We start from the raw sequence: 26,369 nt of genomic DNA, 5'->3' as shown, positions 1-26,369 counted from the left end.
TTAAACTTACCCACCATGTTTTTCCCTTTCTACATTTAGCTGTGAATAGATTATTCGTCCAAATGCTTTTCACGCATTAAACTAAATGCCTTTTCAATTCAAGTAAATGCTTTTCTTATTCGATCAAATGCTTTTCGCATGCACCTGAATGCCGGATCATTGCTATTTCTTTTAAAAATCATCACGTTACAATGGTCGTGATCTTTATTGTTCTCTATTGATCTCTATTGATCTAAAGAATTGATCTATCTTGTGGAAAACGGGGATAAATTCCCTCTGAGAAAGAGCTCTGGCCCTACAAATTTAGGATTGGATACAAACCCTGTATAGAATGCAGCCGGGAAAAATATCAGTTAGCATGAAGTTATTAAGAAAGATAAATTCAAACTATTCAGATTTTCTTTTTAATTTAATTTTTAAAACAGCCTATTTTTGAATTAGTAAGATACCTAACCACTAAAAGAAATTTTGTTTTTTATGCCTTCAGAGTTGTTTGAATCTTAGAGCATTAATGTATCATGTAATAAAAAAAGGTGCTTATATGAATCATTGCGACTATCAGATTATTGAAATCAGCCCAAAAGATCTTATTATCGAGCCTGGATTTAATCCACGGGAAGCGGTAATCGGTGATCTTTGTTACGAACAGGAGCCAGTAAAATCGGCAATTATTTCTCTCAAGCAAGCCTATAAAGAGGGGCGACGTGTTGATTTAATTAAGGTAGTAAAGAAGGACTCCAAGTACGTTGTCCGGCAAGGGCATTGTCGTTACAGAGCATTATTGCTTGCTCTCGCGGAAGGAGCTGACATCCAGCTCTTTTCAGTCGTACTTATGCACTACAAGGATAAAATCGAAGAATACCTAGAGAACCTTGATGGTAACAGGAATAACAGTCTCAATCCCGTTGCACTAGCTTACGCACTCGCAGAGACCCTGAAGCTTGGCTCTACCGTTGAATCCCTTGCTATGCGCTATCAGCGGTCTGGCACAGCGATTCGCAATCAGCTTAAAATCCTTGATATGCCTTTAGAACTGCAACGTTTAATCAGCCTAAACCTTATTAAAAAAACACTCGCGATTGAAATCATGTTGAAGTATTCCAATGATCATGCAAAAGTCCTTGCACACTTGGAGTCCTGTTCTTTTTTAGTGCCATCTTCTGGCGTACTTGATTTATCGAAACCAACAACCGTTGAAACAGCAACAAACAGTGAGCCACTCGAAGAACAGGAAAAACCTCCTGTACATATTAACCCTAAAGACATTAAAACAAAGTCTATCACTCGCAGTTCGTTAGGTATTAAACGTCTTTCACATAAAAAAACTGAACGGTTAAAAAATGAATTTATTGGTTTGATTGATAATGTAGGGTCAACAATGTCAGACAATAATAAACTGACAGAATTAATTTTAGACGGACAGCATTCTAATTTATTTATGAACGTCAGTAACACTTTAATCACAAAAACAAATGAAAGTGTAAAGATCACTTTAGATGAAGCAAAACTTCAACTTGTATTAAGTCTTCTAAATGATGAAAATACTGCAATCATCATTCCAAAATCTAAGGTTACAGAACTGAACGAAATTCGTGACCTTTTGACAAATGAGTAGATAGCTGAGGATAATTTATGGACAAGATTGTACATTTTACCGTCATTAATACTTTTAACGATTTACTTATTGCGAAAGCCTCGCTCGACCGTAACATTGTTGAGATCAACGCTGGTAAGCGCTTTGATCATTTTGAAGAAGGACATGATCAGTATGTACAGAAAGTGACTGACGCTTTACTTATCGTGGAGGGACGTCTGGAGAACCTTAAAAAATGAAACATTCAATTTTTTTTACTCACGATGGTTATTTATTGCCAGCGGTCGTAAAGCCTTTCCACGGTAACGATGGGCACTATTATGCCATGATCACACGTGAATGCTTTGCCTGCGGAGGGACAGGAGAAATCGCAAACGCCGTCTGCGTGACATGTAATGGAAGCAAAACGTCACCGGCCACAGAGGAAAAACTGGTACTGAAAGAGGGCATCGAATTTCTTGAAACTATCCCGGAATTTCGCTGCAATCCCGATCTAGACGCTTGGAAACGTAGGCACAGCGGGCACCTGGCATTGTTACAAGCCGATAATTCTAAGTTTGCAGTAAGCATTTCACAGCAGTTAAACAACAATCTCTTTTTAACAGTTCGTCAGTTAGAATCTTTCTACTCAACTTACCAACCCGTTTCTAAAGATTTGCCAGAAAACGCTGATGTACCTGTTGAGCATTCTTTCAGCATTGGTGATGTAGTGAGTATTGATATCATTTTTACAGAAGTGCGAGCTGCTTTTTCAAAAGGCTCCCACAGCTACTTTTTTACTTTTACAGGCAAAAAGCAGAATGATGGATTCGCATTAACAGGTAATGTGCAGGATCATGTTTTATTGGGGCATAGCTATCATCTTTCTGGAAGGGTGAGAAAGATCCACTATTTTGACTCTGTGCCCTACGCATTACTGACGGTATTTAAATTAACCACAAAGCCTAGTGCGTAGTGAACAGAACTCCCAAATACAGGGTGTTTATTCATTAGCCACAGGCTTTCTGCACTGTCGTGCCGACTCACTCACGTCAAATTTGTTGCTCACGCATCGGGTTTTTACCCGGTTTTAAACTCCGAAAAATATGCCTATTTCTTTAAATTCAACACCCGTTATTAACTAATCTTTTAAATTAAAAATGATAATCTTATTAATTATATATTTAATTTTGTTCTCCTTAACATTCAGGTTAAGGCGATTTTGTTAAAACGGAGTGATGTATGCAAAATGATCTTGGACTTGGGTTCATCTGCAAGTCAGCAAGAGCGTCAGCAAAAATTATATCCCGGAAAGTTACTTTTCCGCTAAATGGCTCGAATACTACAAAACTTACCCTAACGGGACTACAGTGTCATCCATCCTGCCGGTTTCCGTTTTACCAGCTGTCTATGCTAATCCACAACCAGCTCGCTGATCATGCCGCCAACGTTGTCGATGAAAATGCTCCGTTCACTGTATCCATTAACATACATGAATGGCTGAGTCGTGCCAGAGTGGCATTTATTGATTATCACGGTCTGCGTAATACCGATAAAACAGCAATGATCACATTGGATCATCTGGAAGAATTACTTACTCACTTGTCGACTACATTGGCCGTATATATCCCGTATTCAAAGAAGCGCCTGAACTTTAGCTTTCTGACGTCCTTTACACTGATCAAAACATCACAGTCTTATACTTTGATGTTCCCTGGTGTGCTGCGGCCGATCTTGGTGTTACTTGGGGGGTTAATTCAGGAATTTATGACCGAGAAGTTATTGAAGAGACGTAATACCCAACTTGTCATTTTTGAATATTTGCGAAAGTCTCGGCGCCATTCCCATAAAATTACCGATATTGCTAACGCTCTTCAGTTGCAGACGGTGAACGTACGAATCATGCATGTTCTTACCCAACTTGCAGATCTGGGGCTTATATCGTTTATTTGTGAAGGTAAGAGAGGGGAGCGGTCCATCGAAGAGCTTCAGTTTATTCCTTATGCCAGTCGGGACCATTCCGAAGTTTTGAGCTTTGAGGAATGGATAAGCCCGATCGACTAACCACTGACTGTCACTTAACGAAGGACAGCCAGGATCTCTTTTTCCTTTTTTCGCGATTTTGATTGACTGCCGACAGAACGGTAAGCATTGAGAGTATGAATTTCAAAACCGCGTTCTTCATAGAGCTCCAGCGTAAAGGGAGTCAAGCTGTTGGATATGGCCACTGAAGCCCCTTTACGATGAGCTGCCACCAGCATATCCGCCAGTTTAACATGTGCGCTCTTATTGAACGGTATGCCGTCATAACTGACAAAGCTGGTTTTGCTGATTTTATCATAAGGCGGATCGCAATAAATTTGGTCACAACCACCAGCACTCTCCAACGTCAGACCAAAATCTGCGGTTGTCAGCTCAACGCCAGAAAGTCTGAATGAGAGATAATCGACTTTCTGGGGGTCCAGAGTTAACTTGGATCGATTCCCCCACGGAACTGAGTACTTACGTTTCAGATTGTAACGACACAGGCCGTTATATCCGAGTCGGTTCATTGCGTAGAAAAGGACTGCTCGTTGCAGCGGGGCATCATCCAAACTGGTGCTGTTAAACGTGTTCCTCAGCTTTAAGTAATCCTCTTTATCAAATTCCCTTTCCGCCAGAAGATTCACTTCTCTGATGAATGCCGATTTATTCCGCTGGATGTTGCGGTACAGATTGATTAGATCCGGATTACTGTCTGCCAAGAGTGCATCGGTGGCAAACATGTTAAGGAACACAGCGCCCCCGCCGATAAATGGTTCGACCCACCGACGGCTCTGATCATGTGGGAAATGCTGACTGATGAATGGCATCAGTTTGGTTTTACCCCCCGCCCATTTGATGATTGGTGTATGTTTTCGCAACGCGTATTCTCCTTTAAGCATTATCGGTATGTCACCCTTATGGTACCGAAAGCCGGATTACAACCAACAAGGTTTAAGCAGGGAAAATCGCGGGTGTTGTGAAAGAAATTTTCATTCCGACACATTTTTTTATTTTTTTTCACTTTTTGGCAAAAAAGTTAACTACCTTCTTAGCTCGCATAAACATTTGTTTTTAATTGTTTATTTAATCTTTTAGGTCTGAGCATCAGAACGTTTTGCTTCGCGAAATTCGGAATAAACCCCAAAAGTACCTTTTTAACGAAAAAGTGAGATTTTTTTTTCCGGTAGTATTCACGCACAGATGAAAGGTATGGCAAAAAAGAATACAACGGAGTATCTATGAGTGATCTGATGACTGATTCCCAGCAAACTAACTCACGGGTCTTTAAATCACCCCTCGTGTCATTTTCAACAGTGACAGGTTCCGGCCGATTCGTCAGTGGCATGAAGCAGTTCCGCGACGCGAACCCTGACCTTTGTAATGAAGTCACTGAACAAAAAGCTTGGGCTATCAACCCTTCAGTGGTTCAAATCTCGCCAGGCTTCAACTCCCGTGAGATGGGGATGGGGGAGGCATATTACCAGCTGCCGGAAGTCGTAGATCATCTCAATAACATCAAGTGTGCATTCATCCGGGGTGATTACGTTGACCCTATACGCGTTCTGATCAAAGACGGTATTCCGTACGTTTGCCAGGGCCATTGCCGTTTAAAAGCGGCTTTAATGGCTCAGGCAGAAGGACATACTGACCTCACCATTCTTTGCATCGAGATGAAAGCCGATGAGATCAGCTGCGAACTGACGACAATTGACGGGAACCGTGGTCTGGCTCTTTCTCCAGTGGCACTGGGTGAATCCTACAGACGTCTTCAGGCGCTGGGCGGATGGTCGCTTGATCGTATTGCCGAACGTGAGGGCAAGAGTAGTACAACCATTGCTGCTCTCATTCGTCTGACCGGATGCTCTGTCTACATCAAAAAATTAATCCATGCCGATGCTATTTCCTATGTTGCAGTCCTATCCCTTATTGATGAGTTCGGTGAAACGGAAGCCATCTCTCGTATCGAAAAAATGATCGCCGAGCTTGAGAAAGCTGATTCAAGCGGTATCAAGATTAAGAAGACGCCACGTGGCAGTATTCGTGTTGTCCCTTCCGATTTTAAACCGGCACGTGTTCCACCTGTTCTCGCCACAAAAGCCGTAGAAGGGGTCAAACTCATCACTACGAGTTTGTTGCAGAAACTCGGTGATATCCAACTTCCCGAAGTGACCGACTCCAGCGAAGATGAAGAAATTTCCTTTACGTTGAACCGAAGCATGCTGGAGATGCTCAAGAACCTGCAAAGTGAGATCACTGAAGCAGAAAACAAGCAGCTTCGCCGGGTCGAAAATCGGCAAGCTCGATTGAAAGGGGAGAAAGTGACTTACAAATCCGCGAAAAACACAAATACTGGCGGAGAACCACAATCTGAAGCACCACCAGCACAGGCTTGAATTAAGCATTTCAACTTATGAGTAGCACATAATTAGAAGTACGATATTCAAGAACGAGCCACCCAGGCTCTCGCCCATTGCCCCTACTAAGTAGGGGCTTTTTTTTGTCCTGTCTCCGGCACGCTTTCTCTTCATTAAAACGACATCTGTCTGTCCTACCTCCCGCAGCGCAACTTTCGAGATTTTTATGTCGCCCAACCTATTAGCTTTTTGAACGAGGTTGATATCCTGGTAATAGATAATTCCTACATAAAGGACTGATACTATGTCTGCTGTTGAATCTAATTTCCCCCAAATTGGCGCCCCAGGGAACTCTCTGGTCGCTTGTATGCCCCTAACTGGCCTCAGTGTTAACGAGGATAACTTTCTGCCCGAAATGCGGGAAGAGCTTGGCATCATTGCCAGCCAGGTCGAATCCTATAACGAAGAGCTTAGTTTACTGAGGTCCATGTCCACTCAGTTTATGAAATACGGAAATCAGAAGCTCTATTCCTACCTCTCGGGCTATAACCATCTCATTTCAGAAACAGATGCCCTGTACGCAGAAAATGCACTTCGTTCTGAGTACTGGAAGCGGGTAATGGCCCTTACCGATGTGCTGTCCGTGATGTCTGACGAAAAAAAGAACGAATGGGACAAGCAATTTACTGCTGACCGGTATCACCGGCCTCCGCAAGAGATCCCTGAGTTTACACTCGACGCAGTAGTTGCCACGGTTGTCACATTGCTCAATGACCGGCATCAGTTCATTAAAGAGCGCGTCTATGCCGTTTTTCAATCATTAAGCCGTCACCACAAAACCAATAAAGCTTTTGGTTTCTCAACCCGCATGATCACCGTCGGTGTCTGTGAAGGGGTGAAAGACAAGTGGGTAAAACTTAAAGTTGAATTCAAAGAATCAGGACTCATGCCACTGTCGGAACTGCGGGTGATCTGTTCTTATTTCCGGGGAGAAACAGTTAAACCGGTCTATGACACGAAAAAAATGGTTGAGAATATGGTTGGTCATGCTGGGTTCAGAAATTGGATCAGCCTGGATGGCAACAGTATTCGTTTTCGGGTTTACAAGAATGGTTCGATGCACATTGATGTACATCCTGATATTGCAGAACGGCTTAACAACATTCTTGCTGCCATTGTCCCTCTGGCGCTGCCTACTGAACGCTTAGCCCATTACAAAGCCACGTTGCAGGAGTTCCCGGCACTGAAACGCTGCATCGATTTTCATTCACGGATGCAGCTCGCAGAGCTGGAATTCACTCGGAATGAAAAGGAATGGTCCAGCTGGACATCGCTCGGTTATGCCGGTGAGTTCGCTGATAAAACGCGGCAGGTGAACGCGGAGGTTCTGCGGTTCCTCGGTGCCCGGATTACTAGCTACCATGTGACATTTGATTATGACCCGACCGAAGTGATGCGCTTCATCGGTCATATGGGTGCCATGCCCGATATTGTATCCCACCAGTTTTACCCTTCATCGCTGCGACTCAGTGAATACGTCGCATCCATTATTGCGACCGGGGAGGGGGAGCGACTGCTAGAGCCAAGCATCGGGCACGGGGATTTGCTGCAATGTTTTCCTAAGAGCGTCAACGTTACCGGCATCGAACTGGATACACTAAATTGTCTGGTCTCCCGAGCTAAAGGTTACGATACAACGGAGGCCGATTTTCTGGCATGGTCAGCAGCGAACCCAAATCAGAAATTCGACTGCGTGGTGATGAACCCACCTTTTGCTGACAACCGGGCTAAACTCCATCTACTGGCCGCTGCGTCTCATCTCGTTTCCGGCGGGCGTTTAGCGGCCGTCCTGCCGCTATCCCTTCAGGGGATCGATAACCTGCTGGGCGAGGGATACCGTGCTGAATGGATGGACACCTTCGATAACGAGTTTGACAACACTGCCGTCTCCGTCCGTGTTCTGTATGTAGAATGCCTTTAACTGAAGGAAAGACCATGTCTGAAATCTCACCTGGCCTGCCAGAGGACCAAAATGATGTTGAATTTATGATGGATGATTTCCAGCAGAGCCTGGGGAAAAGTAAACCGGTACATGAAGTGCAATTTCTGGGAGAGTCACCGCAAAGTGAAGACTCCGCCAACGCTGCCGATTCGCCCTGGTTTGAAAACTAACCTGTTAAAGGAGTTGGTACAGATTGCTCCCTTTATGGGCTCCCTACAAGATAGCGGGGAGCCCGAGCAGTGGTTATTACTCAGGATGAGATAAACTGTGATTAATAGTGCATGTTAAGCACTTCGCATTCCTGCTTTTATTGGCGAACATTTCACTCTTTTTTTCTTGTTTTTTATATCCCCTTCCCAGAAAAGTTAGCCTTGCTCACTTGGTATTATTGATACCTGACTGGGGGAGGATAATCATGAAATGCAGGGCGATACTTTTAGCACCACTCATAGCTTTTTCGTTTACGGCACAAGCTGAGATTGCAGAGTTAAGATTCAATGACACTCAGAATCAACCAAAGATTGTTGTTCCATCTGTGCAGTGGATTAATCCAGCAACCTCATTCGAGGCTGATGTAATCTCCGGCTTAGACCGGTACGTCCAGTTGTCGTTACTTAATGTCAACGGTGCAAGCTTGTGGAGCACGAAAAGTAGCAAAGTTACGGTTGATGACCGTATGACCTCCAGTAGCGGGTATGACTATTATGGAAAAAGGTTAAGTGTCCCTGCGTTTGGTGAAGATAATTACACCCTGAGGGAAGTGATCACAGATCTCCAAAATAATGAAATTTCTCGCCGGGACTACGTTATATCTATCGACCGCACTCCCCCTAAAACTAGCACAATTGGATATACGCGAAATGGATGGCAATATGGTAGCGAAGCCATCTTTACCAGCGTTCCTTCAGGTATGCAGTATGCCTCTGTTCAGGCTCTCGTCTTTTCAGGCCTTTCAGACAGTCGCTCTGGTCTCGACCGGGCTGAGTACTTTCTTGTCGATTCGAACGGCGTTGAACGAAAGAGAGGGGCTGTAATTAACCTGGTCGATAATTCAGTAACCGTCCAAAATACTACTGCGAGCGATCCAGCCCTGGCGCCAGCTTCTCAGTCTGAATACCGTATGGGCCTTTATGTTTATGACAAGGCAGGAAATAAAGCATCAGTAAGCAGACAAAGTGTGATTGATCGGGTCAACCCTCCTTCTGTTCTACAGGTGCTTAATACCAGGACAAATACCTGGGAAAACTACTCAGCTGGGATAACTGTTTACAGTAATCCAATATCATTGCGGGTACTCAGGAATAAAAGTAACTTTACTGCTGCTAATAAAACAAGCTTTGGGTGGGCAGATGCCAATTATCAAAGTTCTGACAGCACATATAATATTTATTCGTTCAATTTTGTTTTCCCCAGTACCGGTGATATTTATCACGAATTCCAGACACTTGCGGGAGGCGTTCGTCGGTACCATCACTCTGAGTTATCTTTCACTCCTTCCCCAACCATGGAACTTGCACCAAAGGTCACAAGCAAAGAAATTTTTCGTAGTGATACCGGTAAATGGAGCAGTGCTACTGGGAATGTAAGAACTGCCAAATTTACCCAAATACGCGTGACTACCGAACCTCGTAACTATGTACAACGGGTTGCAGCTAATTCGAACCGTAACTGGTACTGCCTTATCCCGGTAGGAAGCACTGGTTGTACCATGAACGTGGATTATACCTTTACTTCCGATAAGGGGATGCAATACATCCATCTGGTCTCAGGTAAAGACGGTACTGCTATTTATGATAATCTGGCTGGGGCATTCGTAGTGATTTGGGATAACAACCCACCGGTTATTAACGCCGTAAAAATTAACCGTATGGATAAAAATGTAACCATGACGGTTACTGATGATGACCGGATAAATGGATGGCAAATAGGAGCATGGGATACCCGAGAATTTGGCGTGGTGCTTAAAACCGAAACGGGGAATGTGATTGACCTACCCGCCAGGACATGGACAGAGAGTGATTTTAAAACAAAAAACGCGGTCATTTCCTATGCTGATCTGCCGGACGGCAAATATACCGTTCTGTCCGCCTATGCAAGAGATCTTGTGGGCAACACGGCAAACTACGTGATAAATGATTTGCTTACCATTGACTCCACTGCCCCTCTAATTTCCTACCGGTATCTGAATGATGATCCTGAAGGCAAACTGGTTAAGGGACTAGAAAACCTCAGAATTAGTGTAGCTGACCCTTCAGGTGACGCCTCGCTTGAATCACTGGTGTTGAGCGGTGGACCAAACAGTGAACAGGTGACATTAGCTTATTCCAGTCAGGGCTCAGGAGTTTATACGCCAGAGTACCCGCGTATCTTTCCCGTAATAGCAAAAGAGGATGGCATTTATACAATTGAAGCTCACGCAGTCGATGCCTCTGGAAACCGGTCCTCGAAAAAGCTCAATTTCCTCTATCAACCAGCAAACATGATCACTCTGGACAGGCTACGTACCCTTGCTACTGCGGCTGCACTAAAGACCACGGATAACCAGCCACTGGCTTTTATCCGGACAAGCGTACTTCGCCGAAAGGATGGTTCTGTCATTACTGGGCAGTTAAACGGTACGCTGTCCGTGCGGAAAGATGCTGACTTCCCGGTAAGTGTAGCTGGCGTAACCGTTGCGCCAGGAGAGACAAAGGCAATCATTTTTGATATGGGGCAGGGTGAAGAACGTATTTATTCTGTCACACCAGGAAAGAGTGGCGTTTCTGGTACATCTGAGTTTGCCGTGGAATTCCCGCAGTTCTGAATAATTTTGGGGTGTCGTTAAGTCGGCACCTTGCTGAAATATAGCCAAACCTCCACCCATATCTTTCAGTTCCCGCACTGTGGCATTTACATCAAAACATGAATTCTTGCTTACTTGTTCGTGTACGAAAAGTCACTTTTTCTCGTCCTGGTGAAGATCCATCTCAATAGTCAATCCGTTGCCAATTTTTACCTCGCCAAAGTTGTTATAACGGACATTTTCAAAAGTTTAAAGCTATGAAATACCTCTGATAACCAGCAAGGTCAGAAGAAATGATTTTGTAAAATAGGGACAAATACATCCCGGGAGCATCACATGCGTAAAATACTGACAGGCTGTATCATTGCCACGGCCATCTCTTCAACTTATCCGGCGGCGGCTCAGATTTTCAGTTATTCCTATACCGACACCAATCAGCTGGCAATGACGCTTAAGCCTGCAACGCAGAGCTATCTCAATCCGGCTGGCGCCCTGACCCTAAACTTAATTTCCGGTCTAGACCGGTACGAACGTGTGACTGTAACCAGGGACAGTGATAAAAAGGTTATGTATTCGGGACTAACGGCCAAGATAAGTGTTGCAGACCGCATTGTTGCTGCCGACGGCACAGAGTATTACGGAAAGGACATGGGGTTACCTGCACTTGGTGAAGGGTCTTTCACGGTAATCAATGACACGCTAGATCTCCAGCAAGCCGTCGTAAGTTCCACAACGTATCGTTTCACCATCGATACTACAGCGCCGAAGTACACCAGCATATACCCAAGCCAGAACGCAGGCTATGACATGGTCCTGAGTGGACCACTTTGGGAGCTCGGTCGCGGAGGTTCTGGCCAGTTTTCCATCTTTGCTGACGGCGTTGATGATGCGTATGGCATAGACAAGATCCGGTTGGTCATCAAGCGCAGCAATGGAACAGTCGTTTCCGATAATACACTCAGCTACGACACGGCGGCAAAACGTGCCTTTTACCCCTGGATAAAGGAAGCGGTCACTCAACCTGGCATGCCCACCAGCGATCTCAATGAAGAATTCACCTTCAATTTTATCATCACTGATAAGGCCGGAAACACGCTGAATATTCCTCCGCAGCGCTTTTTATTTGATGACCAGATAGGTGAATATACGCCCTTTGCGGTCCATGACTCACGAGTCAGTACGAGTGTGGTTCCAGGGATCTCTTCAGGGTACGTACCGTTTGTGCGGGGGCTCTCTGTACTCGAAAACCCGTACCGGATGGTCATTCGTATTCCCCGAACTAACTGGCAGCCATACCGTAACGGCGGCATCACCATTCTTAACAATTATGGCGGCTCTAAGGTTATTTCAGAAGACACGACCTATGTGTACGTAGAAGTGAAGCTCCCACAGGGTACTCTGGATGGAAACTACTATCGCCCTGTGAACAGGTACCAATGGGCCGGTGGCGGTCTGACTCAGTACGCCTCCTGGCTGAACTGGGACCCGGCGGCGGTAAAAAGTCCTGCGTGGGGGAGTCCTGCGATTGAGCGACAGAAGTCTGACGGCACTTGGTTCAATAGCGTCGACTGGAAAAATTTTCTGGCTTCAGATATGCCGGTGAACCTAACCAAGATCCGTTTCACTGTGCAAGCACGCCCCTACGAACAAGCAATTACCGGCAGTGCCACCTGCAAGATCCCTGCCGGGTCAACGTCGTGTACTGTCGACCTGACACAGGCGATTACAAACGGTACCACCGGCTATATACATACTGCCTATGAAGTGCGTTCGACAACCGAGTCCACCTTCTTCATGCCGCTCTGGGAAAACATCGCCTGGCATACAAAGGGGCCCACAGTTACTGGCTACAACTACAATGATGCGACCAACATTCTTCAGGTATTCGTCAACGAGCCAGGAGACGGATGGTATTTCGATGCCGTTAAACTGAGCCGGGTGTGGTTGTCTGACAAATCCCGCAATAACGCGGATATCAACGTGACAGGAAAACAAACGGGGCGTAACACAGCAACCGGGAATTATACTTACGACTTCAACCTGAAACAGATCCCGGAGGGCAGCTATAACGTGCAGCTCAACGCCCAGGATTCTTTCAGCAACACGGGAAGCTTAGCCTACAAAACCGTGACGGTCGATAACTCGCCGCCGTCCATCAGTATCAACTACGAAAACAAACCTATCACCAGCAACGTGACAGTGTTCGGCTTGGAAAACGTCCGAATTCAGCTCGCAGATACTCTGACCAAACCCTCGTTAACTCGCATGACGCTTCGAGGTGGACCGGTATCTGATGCTGTTGAGTTGTCCTGGGTAAATCTCGGAAATGATCTCTATACACCGAATTACCCGAAGATCTTCCCGTCACTTAATGACGGTGAAACCTACACGTTGACCGTGTATGCCAAAGACGAGATGAACAACGTTAAAGAAAGCGCCGTCGAATTTAACTACCTGCCGAACAACCTGGTACGTCTGGAGAACCTTAAGACCATCTCCGTCAGTACCGCCCTGAAAACGTCCGACAACACGCCGCTGGCTGTACTGTATGCCAGCCAGCTGCGCAAGAAGGACGGTTCTATCGCAACAGGGAAACAGGACGCGATACTGACGGTACGTAAGGATGCGGCCTTCGGCGTTACGGTGAATGGGGTTTCCGCAGCACCAGGGGAGAGCAAAAACGTTCAGCTGGATCTGGGTCTGGGTGACAGCCGCAGCTTCCCGATTTTCCCATCGATTTCCGGCGTCAGCGGAACGTCAGAATTTATGCTGAATATCGAGGAACTGAAGTAAAAGCGAGGCAGGGTGACCCGGTACCGGGTCACCCTTTCAAGGTAATGGCACCGCGATGATGATTATCCCATCTTATCCAGATTCCGGTCACAGGTTTATGCACCGTTTTTGTGGATAACCTGATGTCCCATCACTAAAACCGCAAATGAAACTGGCCTGCCGCTCTCTGCGGATCTGCCCATACACCTACCCGTCAGCATGGATCAACACATCATTCACCCGGCATAGTGGATTTGGGCAACTCTCCTAACCGGGAAGCGTGTTGCTTTTCATCTTTAGCCACGAAAACCCATCCTTAAGAGGCGCCTAAACGGGAGGCTTTTTTATTGCTGCGCTGCGCTCCAGGCGTCCAGTTCTTCCTTCGTTTCGAACGACACAACTACTACAGCATCATGATCAGGGCGTTGCGGCTGTCGCACCATCTGAAAAGGCGGCTCAAAGGTCATATAGTAAATAGGCTGTTCCCGGCGTGCCACCCACTCAGCTTGTTTCCGTTCTGCCAGTTCACAGGCCTCATCATACGTGTCAGCCTGAGCCAGCCATGTCGGCCTATCCCACGCCCCGCCGTTCAGACAGTACACGTGAAATTTCTCGTTATGGGTGACGCAGTAAGGATGATCCCACCAGGCATCGAGCTGGGCCTTGCTGCGCTTCTCGTTAGGCGTAATGTCGAAATTCTTCGGAAGTGTAGGGTTGTTCGGGATCTGGTTAGGCATCATGCGCCTCCTGTTCATACACGCCACGGGGAAGCGCCCGCATGTCATCAGTAATGACAAAAAGCGATTCTGAAATCGTGTTGCCTGTTGGGCGCCCGTCCCCGCAAATTACCACGGCATCATTGCCTGGGTAGCGAGCCGACTCAATGACGGCGAATTCTATGCCATCTGCACGGCGAAACCAGTACAGGCTTTCACCTTCCGGTGATGTTTCAATAGTCTTGCGGAAAAACGTTCCTTCCAGTGTTTCGGGGATGTAAGGCATAAACACTCCTTGTGTACGAAAAAGACCACAAGTTGTTACCCCTGCGGCCTGATCGGGCGAATGCTGCCATTAAGACGGTTAATCGCCCTTGTAAGGTGAGGCAACAAAATGGATTCTAACGCTGTAGCTAACATTCCAGTAGGAATAATTATCCCCGCGAACGCGGATCTAAAACTGATCATCTTTGACTTTCCCAGCATCCGTCCGCTGGGCCAGCAGCAGCAAACACGGGTTCAGCAAGGCGATACACTGTACCGGGTACTGTAAACCCCTGTCCTGCCTATGTCGGTCAGCAGGACTGGAGGCGTGAAGTTCACGTGCTGTGGCCATATACAGACTGGTCTTCCCATGACTCACTGTCATGTTCAAGGGGGCCGGTGATCCATTGTGCGGTGCGTGAAGCTCGGGAGCGAAAAGCCCATGTTTCGTCAGGGCCGATAGTGACGTTTTCCTCCGTCAATGAGGCGTTTTCTGGCATTACAGGTAACTTGCGGGTATCACGATCACCGCTTCCCAGCCAGTGTTCTACTTGCGCCTGGGTCTGAAACAAAAAAGCATGCATATGGCAGGCTGTACCGTCATTGATACCGTACATCCGAAGTCCATCATCAAACTCAGCTATAAAAATATTGTGTGACATACATTAACCTCATGGAATTCGCTTTTTCAGGGGCGAATCCTGGTGCCTTAATTAAAGGGTAAAAAGGTAAACGCTCACCAATGGTACAATATAAAAAACCAATAACGTCATCCACGAACCTTTTTTGAGGCCGTAGATGATTTTAAACGTAGTATCTCTAAACTCGTACAAAATGGAGCATCAAAATAATGAAAATAAACATGGGTAGTCTGAAAAGCGCTGCACCGCTCTTTGTTCTTATTGGCTTGATGATCGCGTTTTCGGCCTATGTGAAATCATGGGCATTGTTATACACGTTGCTGGCGTCATCAGTCATGCTCACAGTCATGATATCGTTGCCATTTCTTGTCTCGCCTTTACAGCATTCAAAATTCATAGTCCTGCGAATTTTACGTTTACTGGTTATTACGCTCTGGGCGGTTGGCCTTGTCGGCGTACTCTTTTCAGTTGTGGAACGCCTTGTATGGGTTAATGCTGACAGCTATCCGTCATGGCTGGCGAAGGAACTGGATTCCCCGACCATCACGGATGGTGAAACTTTTATTAAAGCTACAGAGTCTTTTGAGAAGACCTGCGGTAAAAATAAAGGTTCTCTCAGCGTTGTCGCAAGGCATAACGGCATGTTTATGCGCTGCGATGATAGCGTCTCTTTCGACACCTGGTGGAAGGGGGTTTACCAACTTAAAACACCTGAGACTCGATGATGCATTTCTTTAGTGCAGCAACAGAATGGCCGTATTGTGGTTAAGACATTTTCGACGATATCAGCTACTCCACTGTGGCGGGAAAAGATTCCCCTCTCAGCCACCGGGTACGCAATCTTAGTGGCTCCACTATACCGGGTACAGTTTCCACTTCAGCCTCATCGTGCTATCAGGGCCGTTCACCCTTCACGAACCACTTTATCGGGTATATCTTCCTTCCCGTGACATCACGCCATCCGGGGCGGAGGCAGTAACGGGCTCCACTATACCGGGTAAAACTTGCCAACCAGTGCCGCCACATTTCCGGTGCCTGGTTCGCAAGGGGCCTTATCCACTATACCGGGTATGGATCACATTTTCGTGGCTCCACTGTACCGGGTATAGTTCACATTTTGGTTGAAAAACACACAGAATCGTCAGGGTAAGGCTGAAGAGAAAGGGCTGCATCGGAGTTTTAGGGCTGACATTACCCGGTGTAGTGGAGATCCACTGTACCGGGTAAAAACAGAGCGGAAAGGAGAAGAATATCCACTATTCCGGGTAATGCAGCCACCCACGCGGCAGGCAGCTGCATTATCCGGCATCTATCATGGCTTCATGTTTCTTTTCAGAATATTCAGTACATAATCGCCGTTTTCTTTGTCTATGGAGTATTCCAGAAAACCGATCTCTTTAAGCTGGCCCAGCGCCTTTTTAACTGTGGCATTCTGGTTGCCAAGATGTGAGGACAGTTGCAGGCGTTCACGCAGCCGGTCAAATCCGATACGGTAAAAGGTGCTCGGTAACTCAGCCAGATACAGATACAGGGCCTGTGCGGACTCCTTACGGGCCAGTTTCTGCAACGTCTTCAGGTAGAGTCGGGTTTTACCGTCGACGCGATACAGCGTATTGAGCTTCGAATTTGGCTTGATGACGATTTTCCCGGTGGAACTGTCGTAGTACGTGGATTCCACGAGGTGCATGTTTATCGTTATCTGATCGTCTGTACCGGGTATTTTCTTAATGAACGAGATACTGGTTCGGGCAATACGCGTCAATGAAGCATCAAAACGCTCTTTCAATTGCCTATCAATGCGCTTAGTGTCAAAACCGCAGAACTTAGCAAACTCCGGGAAATTCAGCTCCAGCTGACCTTCCGAGTCGAGCGGACGGTTAGACAATGCATAAACGATCCCACACCATGATTTGAAGTCAGAGTCCATGTCGAGGCGCGGGCCATAAATTTGGATCTGGCTGTAGCCTTCACCCTCGACAATGGATAGTCTCGAAAGGGGTTCGGTGGCATCGATGCGGTGACTCTTCCGGCCACCCTTATCCGTGGATTTCAGTGTTGGCACAAACACACCCAGACGGAGTAAAACTTTCGGCTGAATGGTCTGTCTTAGCGTGGGAAGCAGTTGGATAACTTCCCCGGAATCTTTTAGGGACTCTTCAATGACAAGAGATAACTTGTTGTTATTACTAGACATATAGAAAGATCCGTTTTGTGCATAAGATCTACATCCTACCCGGTATAGTGTATCGAATCCACCCGGTATAGTGGATTATGCACCCTGTATAGTGGATGGATTACCCGACATAGTGTATTTCGCCCCCTGTACAGTGGATGGCGATCCGCTGAGAGCCCCGATATTACTGGCCTGCGAGGATCGTTATTCCTTTTTGATCTGCTATTGATCCTATATTGATCTTTATTATTATTCTATCCTGTTGATAACTATGCACAGAGACGTCATGAAGCATTACGATCGAAATGTGAGTAAATTCCGATCCGTTCTAAGAACCGCACTAGCACACTTCTTCCCTTGTAGAAAAAGTTACTTTTTTGACGCAAGCGGCTACAGAGTTATGAGGAGAGAGAGCGGAGAAAATGCAGGAAATGGCGTCACGAAAAAAAGCCGCCAGAGTGACTGACGGCTTTTTATGGTTACTTCAGCTCATCAATTTGGATCATAAACTCAGCGGCTCCGGTCTTGCCGTTCTCTGATGGATAAACCGGCATGAGAAGATTATCACCCATACCCATGTCGATATTAACATTTACAGACTCCCCAGGAGCTGCCTCCGCTCCATTAAACACTATCCCGAAGTTGGCATCCTTACGTACTGAGAGGGTCGCGTTCTGTAAGCCTTTGGCTATTTCACCGTTAGTCTTGCGGAGCATGTTTGTAGACAGATAGGCAAGTGGCACGTTATCAGAGGTTTTGAGCGCCGACTTTACTGCAAGGGTTCGAAGGTTATGCAGCTGTACCAAGTTATTCGGGAGATAACTGAACTTCTGTGTGTAAGTTTTTGTGTTGGACTGGCTGTCCGACACTGTCACACTGAGAGCATAGTTTTCAGAGGGCTCGAAATTCGGGAATATGCGCGGATATTCCGGCGAGTATATGTCTTTACCAGCAGGTGACCAACTGAGTTCAACATTGTCTGATGTCGGTCCGCCAGTTAGCTGGAGACGAGTAATGCGAGGTGTGGTCAGGTTATCGCTCAGTGCAATGCGCAGATTTTCCAGACCATAGACGACGGTGTCATCCTTTACCGGCTTCCCTTCGAAGGTAATAGCAACCGTTGGGGGTGTGGCATCGAGAGCTATCACGCCATAGGTTTTGTTTGTCTGGTTACCGAAACGATCCTGAATATTCACTTCAACGTTGTATTGCCCTTCAGACTGCCGGGAAAGGTCATACTCAATCGTGTAGTTACCCGCGTTTCTGGACTTTTCGACTCCCACAGGCGTCATGCGCTGTTTGGAGTTCTTATCGGTAAGATAGAATCCGAGGAGTCTGAATCCGTCGAACCAATCATTATCTCTGTTGAGATGAGCTTCAACAGTCAGTATCTTAGATGTCGGGCTGTAGGTGATCTCACCAATTTCTGGGACGATTTGATTGTTCCAGCGTGTCATAACCCACTGCTCGGAACGAAGAATAGGGTTCGCGACACTGCGTACATAATAAAGTGTACGGTTATAACCCTGAGTCCCTACCGCCATATCAAAATTCTCAGGAGCTTCGCAACTTGTCTGGCCAACCGGAATGCGGCAGGTTAGGCGTCCCCCAACTTCCTGCTCAAACGGTCTGGCTTCTACATTAAATCTTGCCCGGACGATTTTAATCGGCAATCTGGAAGACAGAACTGTCTCGAAGTCCTTCGACTTATACCAGGTGCCATTGCTATCCTGAAAATCCTCCCAGGTGCCAGTAAAAGCAGGCGTCTTGTTTGCGTTCGGGTTGAGCGTCATCGTGTAGGTCGGGAAGTATCCTGCCCACTGTCCAAAGTTGGCCATACGAGCCATATCCCCATTGAAGGCACCAAATGGCAGCGTCATTTCGACATAGCTGTAGGTGGCATCAGAAGCGATTTCTTTTGCAGCCGAATAAAGGTTAATAAATTCCAGTCCACCCTCTGCATATGCCCGGTAGTTAGATCTCGGGATTTTATACACCAGCCTGATAGGGTTTTCGTTAACCACCATACCGGCTTTATAGGCCGGGTAGTTTTTCACGCCGGGAACGACGCTGGTTGCATCATTTGGATCATGAACAGCGAAAAGGGATATCTCACCAATTGTATTATCAAACCGAAATTTTTGGGTCGGTAACGTGCGGATATTCCCGGCGGTGTCGTAAATTTTGGCTTTTGCCTGAAATTCTTCGTCAAGGTTGCTATCAGGGATGCCCGGTTGCTTCACACTTGCGAAGGTGTAGGGCAGGTACATCGTCTTGTCACCGACGTTGTATTTCATTGGCGTTGAGCTGAAAAGGGTTCCATTAGCGCGATAGATTTCAAATATGCCTTTATCTATTCCAACCGCATCAGCGATGCCCGTTGATAAAAAGCTGTATTGCGCCACAGCTTCAAGACCTAATTTAAATACCGCTCCAGTTCCAGTGCCCAGTGATGTGGTTGCTGTAAGGGCATTTGCAGCCGGAGGTGTGGTGTCTATTGTCCAGTTGTAGTTATACGTAGCTACCACTGACTGATTCAGATCCAAAATGTTGACCTGGACGATCAGTTTTCCTTCCCCGAGAGCGGGTAAAGTTACTTTCTTCCCGTAAAATTCACTGCCGTCGGCTGCTTTTAGCCGATCAGCCACACCGGTACGGGTAGTGGTGGTATTGTACAACTGCGCCCCGGTTTCCCGGGTCACTTTAACGTTTACAAAGCGATCCAATCCAGAAATAAGCGTCAGCGTTACGGTAGAAGCCGGATTGAGTAGCATCCGGGTTGAAGGCGCGTGTACTTCAATGCCATTGGTATCTGTAAAGCTGGATTCATAAATCTGAGCTGTTACCGGAACTGAGACGCCGAGCAAAACCATAGCCAAAGTTATAGTCTGATATTTCATTCAGTATTCCCCTATTGTTTTGTCGTTATTTTAAACGATTCACCTCCGGCACTTTTTCGTTAAGCAGAGTATTTCTGGGCCGTTAATCAGCGGATATTGTCACTTTCGCTGGCCTGGCAAAAGGCGCACAAACGGGCGTTGTTTTACTGAATAATTACACCTCTTATCACCCGGGTGATGAAAACGTTTCGGGTAAAATTTCCTGGCCAACCAGGAGAACATAAATGAAATTTTACAGAGGTCCGTTGATCGCCGCCGTCTATGCGGCACTGCTGTTCCCACTTTGCGGCCAGGCTCAGCTGTACAACTATTCGTACACCGACACACGTGGTACGAAAGTGAATGCTGAACCCTCCAGAGCGTATCTCAACCCAGGTAGCGCAATTACGCTGAACTTGATATCTGGTCTCGACCGCTACGAGCGCGTTACCGTGACACGATCATCAGATAATGTGCAGATGTTCCAGAGTGTCACCGGCCTGGTGACAGTGGCCGACAGGATCACTGCCGCTGATGGTAGTGAGTACTACGGCAAATCCATGGCACTGCCGGTACTGGGCGAGGGGACTTTTGCCCTTAAATCCGAAACCCTCGACAATAAGTCGAATGTCGTGGCCACAACCAGCTACTCCTTCAGCATTGATACCCGCGTATCTTCCCCGCAACAGATGATGCAGATTCCTACGTGCTGACTGCCATAGCAATGGATGAAGCCGGAAACAGCACCACAAAGAGCAGCCGGTTCCGCTACGTACCGAACAACCTGATTGAATTTAATACCATCAAGACGCTGGCTGTGGGCATGGGGCTGAAGACATCAGATAACCAGCCACTGGCGTATCTGCGGACCAACAGCATCCGGAAGAAAGATGGTTCGCTGATCACAGGAGTGCAGACCGGCACGCTGACGGTCCGTAAAGATGCGGCCTTTGCGGTCAGTATGAATGGGGCGACTGTCATTCCCGGAGATTCGAAAGACATCACAATAGACTTCGGTCAAGGGGATGGCATCCTGATCCCGATCTTCCCGGCCACCAGCGGCAAAGTTGGCGAATCCCGCTTCATGATCGAGCTGCCGCAAATCCAATAAACACCACAGAACCGGCCCCGTCATACGGGGCCTTTTCATGGTGTCTTAACGTAGCCAGAAAGAAACGGAACAGGCTGATTTAGTCGAATGTCAGAGATTGCTGAGAAAACGTTTATCACGCATTTCGCTCCACTGGAGAGAATTTGCTATCGCGCTCCCCGGGTGCAGGGTCTCACGCCCGATCGCCATCAAATTCAAATGCAGCTCCAATTTTTGCGTCTTGGCGTCACCTGGTTACCACCCGCACTCGCCATGGCAGAACTGGAACACCTTCTTAAGGGGTATGACGCCGACCACTGTCGGCTACTGGAAAACGTCCTGGATACAGCCCACCGGCATTACCTGGAGTCCTGTGGACCGCTAAAGAGAGAAGGGGGCCGCGTCGGGAACCGCATATCAGGCACCCGCCACGACGAAGCACATTTGTGTGTACGGTTTATGTCAACACGCTATGAATTGGCCACTGAGCTTTGTGCCGCTTATGTGTGCAGCAGGTATGCTTATGGGTGATCGTACCGGTTACTTCTTGTCTTCCAACGAGGCCAAGCGGCTAATTTCTTTCATACCGAGACGAGCGGCCACGCCCATGGCGGAGGCTTCGAGTTCGGCCTTGCCGTGTGAGACGATTTTGTCCATGGATTCCTGCATCAACTGGGTGCTGAAGGCCAGATTAACCGGCAGGTTGGCGATTGCGCCGGACAGAGACTGATATACTTCTTCAAGCTCGCGCTTTCCTGCCTTGCCTTTTGCCACCAGCAAAGCCAGTGCTTTCAGCTTTTCATTCACTTTCGCCATCTCGCGCTCAGAGGCTTCCCGGATCTGACGCTCATAACGTTCGCGTGTCGACTCAATATAGCCAATCTCCGGCTGGCGCTCATAGTCGCCGCGAATCAAACTGTTAATGGTACACGGCACGCCGTCACTCATTCCGAACGATGTGATCATTGAGGCCCACTGAGCCGGAGACAGACTGACTTTCAGAAGTGGGGAACGGCGTCTGCCTTCCGCCAGCCGATGACGGATCACTCCATCGCGCTCAACCTGCTCTGATTCACTGAAGGTCAGCGTAATCACCTCTTTATGAATGAGGTCGGAGGCATACAAGCGCTGCCCCGTCGTTGTCGTGCGGCTTACCGATACCTGCCCGTATGCCGTGTGACGGGTGATCACCTCTTCCATCTCGTTTTCTGTTACCGTCGGTATTACTGTGTTTTCCATTGTCATGCCCTGAATCGAATTAATGTTGACAGCGTCTGGCGTAATACCGATGTGAGACCGGACTGCCTGGGAACTTTACCCGTATCACTCGCTAAATTGGACGCCCGCTGACCGGAGTAACTCTCTGACATCGTCTGCCAGGAAATACGTTTCTGTTGTGTTGCCCGGGCCATCAAAGAAACAGGTCTCGGGCAACTGAATTGCCTGCGACTGCTGCTGTATCTGTTCCCGGGACTCGTTACTTTCGACGATAGCATCGGCAATGACTTCTGTTGCCCAATCGCGATCAAAGCCAGGCATCGTATGGAGTGATGCCACCATGTCGCTGGGTAAGGCATCGATATAGTCCAGAGCCGCCTGAGCTACCGAAATCAGTTCTTTCATGGTTGTCACCTTACTGTTGTGCTCATTCACCGCGCTTAACTCGCGTGAGCCGATTCTTTACGTTTATTGATAAGAAACTCTTCACCGCACGTTCCGCATTTCAAAATGTATTCTGCGTGCCTGAGTTGCTTTAAGGACATTGCTTTGCAAACGGGGCAGGCAAGGTGTTCTGAAAGCCGACGCATCAGTTGATTAATTTCAGAGCATTGTTCTGGCGTTAACTTGTGGCGGGTTTCCCACTTATAGGTCGCTTCCCGCACGACACGAGCCACGATATTTTTACCCTTCATCACTCTTGTCCTCCGGTGCAGCCAGCCATCTTACTCACTTCCGTGCGCATGTCAGCGAATAATGACCAGGTCAGGACCAAAACTGAATCCATCGCCCATCCGGTCGGAATGCTTCGATACATACGATTTCCCGTACTTCTCCAGGTCTTGCAGGCTTGATTTTGCCAGATTCCATGAATACTCATGCCCCCAGATTTCCCCATCCCGATCAGCAAATCTTGCGGGTTTATAGTTGTCCTTGAGCAGAGCATAGACACGTTCGAGAGTTGGTAATTCTGGACTGGTCTTAACGTTAGATGCGTCAGCGTTCGTCATTATTATGTACTCATTCGAGTTGATGGATAGGGAAGGTTGCACGCGAACTGTGGCGCTCCCCGTTTTACTGATAACCTGTCGGTGCTCATGCACTACGAAATTAGAATGATTGAAGGCACGTCACGCTTCCCGAAAACCTTTTCCCGTTCCGGCGTTTAGGAAGCGAGTATTCGCCGTCAAACCGGTAGATGCCGACCTTAGAGCAGGGTCCTCCGTCTTTAACCAATTCCCAGATGAAATCGGCACGGTCACTGAAATAGCCAGGACCTTCGTCAAAGGATGAAAATTCACTATGCACAACACACAGATCGCCGTGCTGACCGTTGATAAAAACGAAGTGACCTTTATGCTTTTCGCCTGGCTTCGCATCGAGGTGTCCAAACGTTTGATACATTACGGAGGCTTGATGTTCTGCCCCTGTCTTTCCAAGTAATTCACGCATCTCACTCCCCCTTTGCAGTTGCGACCATTGCACGGTAAACATCTGCAAGACGCTGGCTCATTAATCGAGACATTTTTCCAGTGGCCGAAGTTATCTGCTTCCGGCCTGCAATTAGCTGTTCCATCGTGGGAACTACCGGGACGCGGGTCATACCTTCCACTTCTCCTGCGCCAGTAGTGGTAACTTGATCAACATACTGCTCAACCTGATGCTGCTCTTCGTCGGTCCTCCATTATGATTTCTTCAATCAGACGTCTTACAACCCAGTTACTTAGGTTGCTTTGTGACGGAAGGCGCTTATACCTTCCGCCTCGGCCATTTCGTTGCCCGCGCTGAGCATTCCAGCGTCGAAGTACGCCATCGTTAATTTTCGGTGGTAGTGTGGCAACATCGCCCATCTGCCTGACTCCTGTCCTGAATTATTTCACTCGGGGCCAAAATACCGCTGTGTTGTTTGCCAGGTTACACCCCTGGCACCAACAGGGACGGGCTGTTATAAGAAAAGCGGTCTACTGGAGCATCTTCAAATCCGTGGTTCGGCGCATCTGGTGTCAGAACAAGGCCGTCATGTGCCGCGTGAATATGCAGCAGTGAATCACTGCCCGTGTCGATGTGCAGCGTCGGTACACCCCGATCGATCTCAAAAATGAGGCCGAAACAAGTCGTGCCGGATTCATTCACCACTTCACACTGAATGTTTTTCTCTTCTAACAACACCTTCACCTGATAGGACTGACAGTCTTCTTCTGGCAGCTGGGTTTCACCCAGTTGCCAGTCCTGTAACGTCCGGATAATCTCTGAAGGCGTTGCCTGCGATTCCGGCGTCAGAAGCGCATACACCCGCTGGCGGAACTGCTGGCTCAACTCCTCCATCAGGGGATTGTCCTCGCCATCGAAATGTTCTTCCCAGCCATCAGGATCAGCGTGCATCCAAACGTTATGCGTCAGAGACGGTAGTGAGTCGTCAGGGTGTACGATGAGATATGGGGAGCTTTCTTTTGTTTCCAGATAGCGGACAGGCTGGCCATCCAGCAAAGCTTCATCAACTGCCGTACCATCGGTTTCCGGCAATGCGATTTCCGTGACATTGCCGCCGCAATGCTCTGCCACAACACGCCCCAGATCCTCCATCAGTGCGCGATGTTTTTCTGGAGAATCCAGCTCGCCCAATAATTCCGGTTTTACCAGTAATGCAGTAATAATTGTTGCCAGTTCACGAGTTGAAATTAATTTAGCCATGATAGTCATCCTTTCATCTGATGTGTTAATTCTAACAGTTTCGGTTTGCTGGCTAATAACCCGGCGTGAAGTTTTTTAAAAATATATTCGCCCTTTAAACAAAGAGCGAACAATGGAATTAAAAAAGGACAAATTTGTAATTAATGAATCAGGAGGCTGCTTTAACTAATAAGCCAGGGCGACCGTTGGTATACCTGTCAGGCGGCGAAATACCGAATTCATGATTCAGGGAGTCAGTTGAAAGGACCATGCCGCCGTGAGCAGCCTGGACGTGCAGAACTGAAGGATCAGTGTCACCCGCGTTTACATGGACCGAGGGAACACCATTTTCAATTAACAACGTCAGGGCCATTACCAGGCGTGATTCCACATCCTGTACTGCCAGCTGGGCATGACCGCCGAGCGCCATAGTAACGATAAACTCTGCTGAAGACCCGGGCTGTTCGTCGTCGAGGTTGCAGTAATCACGCATTCGTACCACCTGCGAGGGAAGATTAGCATGGTTGGTTTGTGTCTGAAGGAGCATCCGCTGGAGGGCGTAGCGGCGAACTGAGCACTCTTTATGCGTCGGCAATTCATCAGGGCTTTCTTCGTCGCTGCCTTTGATATGGTCAAGCCAGCCATCTCGGGCATGGTGACGCCAGACATTATCGGTGAGGGAGTGCATGTCCGCGCCGGGAGATACGACGAGATAAGGGGTTACATCCGGAGAGGTCAGATAATCGGCCTGGCTTGATTCATCGCGATCCACCGGCATGATCACACCGTCAATCTCTCCTCCGCAATGTTTCGCCACCAGCTCAGCGATATCCTGCATAAATGCTTTATGCGACTCCGGTGTTTTTAATTCATTCATTAATGTGGGTTGCACCAGTAATCCACAGACAATTTCCGCAAGCTCGGCAGGTAATAGACATTTTGGCATGGTTGGTTCTCCTCTTTTTTGAATGAGAACACTCTAACATTCCGGCTTATTTTCCAAATAAGTTGAAGGCATTTATTTTTTTAAAAATTCATATCCAAACTATAATTAAAATAGTCCATTTTAATCTCAGAAAAGTAACTTTTCTAAAGGCTTACCGGGAGGGCATTAACGAGTGTTTCGTAATCACATTTGTGCCAGTTGAAAGCCGGTGTGCATGACCATTGTTTCGTGACCTTAAACCCAGGAATCGTCGAGCGTCTGGGA

26 protein-coding genes are annotated in these 26,369 nt (G+C 47.4%); 13 read left to right on the top strand and 13 right to left on the bottom strand.

Annotation, left to right across the window (positions count from 1 at the left end; all coding sequences use genetic code 11):
* Positions 1–541 precede the first annotated feature (541 nt).
* The 4 genes from IB222_RS25015 to IB222_RS25000 all read left to right on the top strand — a co-directional run bounded on the left by IB222_RS25015 (position 542) and on the right by IB222_RS25000 (position 3,637).
* Positions 542–1,615 (top strand): hypothetical protein, encoded by a 1,074-nt coding sequence (locus IB222_RS25015; RefSeq protein ID WP_022652149.1) that lies wholly within the window; start codon positions 542–544, stop codon positions 1,613–1,615.
* A gap of 17 nt (positions 1,616–1,632) precedes the next feature.
* Complete coding sequence (locus IB222_RS25010) at positions 1,633–1,833, top strand: hypothetical protein (RefSeq protein WP_022652148.1); 201 nt, start codon at positions 1,633–1,635, stop codon at positions 1,831–1,833.
* Entirely contained in the window at positions 1,830–2,549 is a 720-nt protein-coding gene (locus tag IB222_RS25005; protein ID WP_015063095.1) for a hypothetical protein, read from the top strand. Before IB222_RS25010 ends, IB222_RS25005 begins: the two co-directional genes overlap by 4 nt.
* Before the next feature lie 266 nt (positions 2,550–2,815).
* A complete protein-coding gene (locus IB222_RS25000) occupies positions 2,816–3,637 on the top strand; it encodes a hypothetical protein (protein WP_149384807.1) in 822 nt (273 codons plus the stop codon).
* A 14-nt stretch (positions 3,638–3,651) separates the two neighbouring features.
* Here IB222_RS25000 and IB222_RS24995 read toward each other — a convergent pair whose 3' ends face one another.
* Positions 3,652–4,497 (bottom strand): Dam family site-specific DNA-(adenine-N6)-methyltransferase, encoded by an 846-nt coding sequence (locus IB222_RS24995; RefSeq protein WP_015063093.1) that lies wholly within the window; start codon positions 4,495–4,497, stop codon positions 3,652–3,654.
* A gap of 339 nt (positions 4,498–4,836) precedes the next feature.
* Here IB222_RS24995 and IB222_RS24990 point away from each other — a divergent pair, with 339 nt between their 5' ends.
* From IB222_RS24990 to IB222_RS24970, 5 genes are all read left to right on the top strand, one after another.
* Positions 4,837–5,991, top strand: a complete 1,155-nt coding sequence (locus tag IB222_RS24990) for a hypothetical protein (RefSeq protein WP_022652146.1) — start codon at positions 4,837–4,839, stop codon at positions 5,989–5,991.
* A 265-nt stretch (positions 5,992–6,256) separates the two neighbouring features.
* On the top strand, positions 6,257–7,933 hold the full coding sequence (locus tag IB222_RS24985; protein WP_015063091.1) for a DUF4942 domain-containing protein: 1,677 nt from the start codon (positions 6,257–6,259) through the stop codon (positions 7,931–7,933).
* A gap of 14 nt (positions 7,934–7,947) precedes the next feature.
* Complete coding sequence (locus IB222_RS24980) at positions 7,948–8,124, top strand: hypothetical protein (RefSeq protein WP_022652145.1); 177 nt, start codon at positions 7,948–7,950, stop codon at positions 8,122–8,124.
* A gap of 245 nt (positions 8,125–8,369) precedes the next feature.
* The gene (locus IB222_RS24975) at positions 8,370–10,757 is read left to right on the top strand and encodes an Ig-like domain-containing protein (protein ID WP_022652144.1); all 2,388 of its coding nucleotides are present in this window, start codon (positions 8,370–8,372) and stop codon (positions 10,755–10,757) included.
* Positions 10,758–11,072: 315 nt separating this feature from the next.
* Entirely contained in the window at positions 11,073–13,529 is a 2,457-nt protein-coding gene (locus IB222_RS24970; protein WP_022652143.1) for an Ig-like domain-containing protein, read from the top strand.
* Between the two features lie 323 nt (positions 13,530–13,852).
* On the opposite strand, the gene IB222_RS24965 is transcribed toward IB222_RS24970, so the two are convergent.
* Both IB222_RS24965 and IB222_RS24960 read right to left on the bottom strand, forming a co-directional pair.
* Complete coding sequence (locus IB222_RS24965; protein ID WP_223203170.1) at positions 13,853–14,248, bottom strand: DNA-binding protein; 396 nt, start codon at positions 14,246–14,248, stop codon at positions 13,853–13,855.
* The gene (locus tag IB222_RS24960; RefSeq protein WP_022652138.1) at positions 14,238–14,510 is read right to left on the bottom strand and encodes a hypothetical protein; all 273 of its coding nucleotides are present in this window, start codon (positions 14,508–14,510) and stop codon (positions 14,238–14,240) included. Before IB222_RS24960 ends, IB222_RS24965 begins: the two co-directional genes overlap by 11 nt.
* A 108-nt stretch (positions 14,511–14,618) precedes the next feature.
* Here IB222_RS24960 and IB222_RS24955 point away from each other — a divergent pair, with 108 nt between their 5' ends.
* Positions 14,619–14,777, top strand: coding sequence for a hypothetical protein (locus IB222_RS24955; protein ID WP_022652137.1), 159 nt, complete (start codon positions 14,619–14,621; stop codon positions 14,775–14,777).
* Between the two features lie 46 nt (positions 14,778–14,823).
* On the opposite strand, the gene IB222_RS24950 is transcribed toward IB222_RS24955, so the two are convergent.
* Positions 14,824–15,150 carry a hypothetical protein gene (locus IB222_RS24950; protein WP_015063087.1) on the bottom strand — a complete coding sequence of 109 codons (327 nt, stop codon included), beginning with the start codon at positions 15,148–15,150 and terminating at the stop codon, positions 14,824–14,826.
* 188 nt (positions 15,151–15,338) lie between these two features.
* On the opposite strand from IB222_RS24950, the gene IB222_RS24945 reads away from it, so the two are divergent.
* The gene (locus tag IB222_RS24945; protein ID WP_015063086.1) at positions 15,339–15,854 is read left to right on the top strand and encodes a hypothetical protein; all 516 of its coding nucleotides are present in this window, start codon (positions 15,339–15,341) and stop codon (positions 15,852–15,854) included.
* 587 nt (positions 15,855–16,441) lie between these two features.
* Here the strand turns inward: IB222_RS24945 and IB222_RS24940 are convergent.
* Entirely contained in the window at positions 16,442–17,323 is an 882-nt protein-coding gene (locus IB222_RS24940) for a RepB family plasmid replication initiator protein (RefSeq protein ID WP_015063085.1), read from the bottom strand.
* 458 nt (positions 17,324–17,781) lie between these two features.
* Positions 17,782–20,202 carry an Ig-like domain-containing protein gene (locus tag IB222_RS24935; RefSeq protein WP_015063084.1) on the bottom strand — a complete coding sequence of 807 codons (2,421 nt, stop codon included), beginning with the start codon at positions 20,200–20,202 and terminating at the stop codon, positions 17,782–17,784.
* Positions 20,203–20,426: 224 nt separating this feature from the next.
* Here IB222_RS24935 and IB222_RS24930 point away from each other — a divergent pair, with 224 nt between their 5' ends.
* Positions 20,427–20,894 carry a DUF4165 domain-containing protein gene (locus tag IB222_RS24930; RefSeq protein ID WP_015063083.1) on the top strand — a complete coding sequence of 156 codons (468 nt, stop codon included), beginning with the start codon at positions 20,427–20,429 and terminating at the stop codon, positions 20,892–20,894.
* Complete coding sequence (locus IB222_RS24925; protein ID WP_071787996.1) at positions 20,888–21,292, top strand: Ig-like domain-containing protein; 405 nt, start codon at positions 20,888–20,890, stop codon at positions 21,290–21,292. The genes IB222_RS24930 and IB222_RS24925 overlap by 7 nt, the downstream gene beginning before the upstream one ends.
* A gap of 519 nt (positions 21,293–21,811) precedes the next feature.
* Here the strand turns inward: IB222_RS24925 and IB222_RS24920 are convergent.
* The 7 genes from IB222_RS24920 to IB222_RS24890 all read right to left on the bottom strand — a co-directional run bounded on the left by IB222_RS24920 (position 21,812) and on the right by IB222_RS24890 (position 26,105).
* Positions 21,812–22,510, bottom strand: a complete 699-nt coding sequence (locus IB222_RS24920) for a hypothetical protein (protein ID WP_022652135.1) — start codon at positions 22,508–22,510, stop codon at positions 21,812–21,814.
* Positions 22,511–22,594: 84 nt separating this feature from the next.
* Positions 22,595–22,894 carry a hypothetical protein gene (locus IB222_RS24915; protein ID WP_032610385.1) on the bottom strand — a complete coding sequence of 100 codons (300 nt, stop codon included), beginning with the start codon at positions 22,892–22,894 and terminating at the stop codon, positions 22,595–22,597.
* 35 nt (positions 22,895–22,929) lie between these two features.
* Complete coding sequence (locus tag IB222_RS24910; RefSeq protein WP_022652133.1) at positions 22,930–23,184, bottom strand: hypothetical protein; 255 nt, start codon at positions 23,182–23,184, stop codon at positions 22,930–22,932.
* 51 nt (positions 23,185–23,235) lie between these two features.
* A complete protein-coding gene (locus IB222_RS24905) occupies positions 23,236–23,499 on the bottom strand; it encodes a hypothetical protein (RefSeq protein WP_022652132.1) in 264 nt (87 codons plus the stop codon).
* A gap of 100 nt (positions 23,500–23,599) precedes the next feature.
* Positions 23,600–23,941: a hypothetical protein gene (locus IB222_RS24900; RefSeq protein ID WP_032610383.1), complete on the bottom strand. Its 342-nt coding sequence runs from the start codon at positions 23,939–23,941 to the stop codon at positions 23,600–23,602.
* Positions 23,942–24,403: 462 nt separating this feature from the next.
* Positions 24,404–25,180: a hypothetical protein gene (locus IB222_RS24895; RefSeq protein WP_149384806.1), complete on the bottom strand. Its 777-nt coding sequence runs from the start codon at positions 25,178–25,180 to the stop codon at positions 24,404–24,406.
* Between the two features lie 148 nt (positions 25,181–25,328).
* Positions 25,329–26,105, bottom strand: coding sequence for a hypothetical protein (locus IB222_RS24890; protein ID WP_022652129.1), 777 nt, complete (start codon positions 26,103–26,105; stop codon positions 25,329–25,331).
* Between the last annotated feature and the right edge of the window lie 264 nt (positions 26,106–26,369).

Origin of the sequence: Citrobacter sp. C13 (assembly GCF_014596815.2) — a bacterium.
Taxonomy (GTDB): domain Bacteria; phylum Pseudomonadota; class Gammaproteobacteria; order Enterobacterales; family Enterobacteriaceae; genus Citrobacter; species Citrobacter portucalensis.
This window is presented reverse-complemented; position numbering and strand designations above follow the sequence as displayed.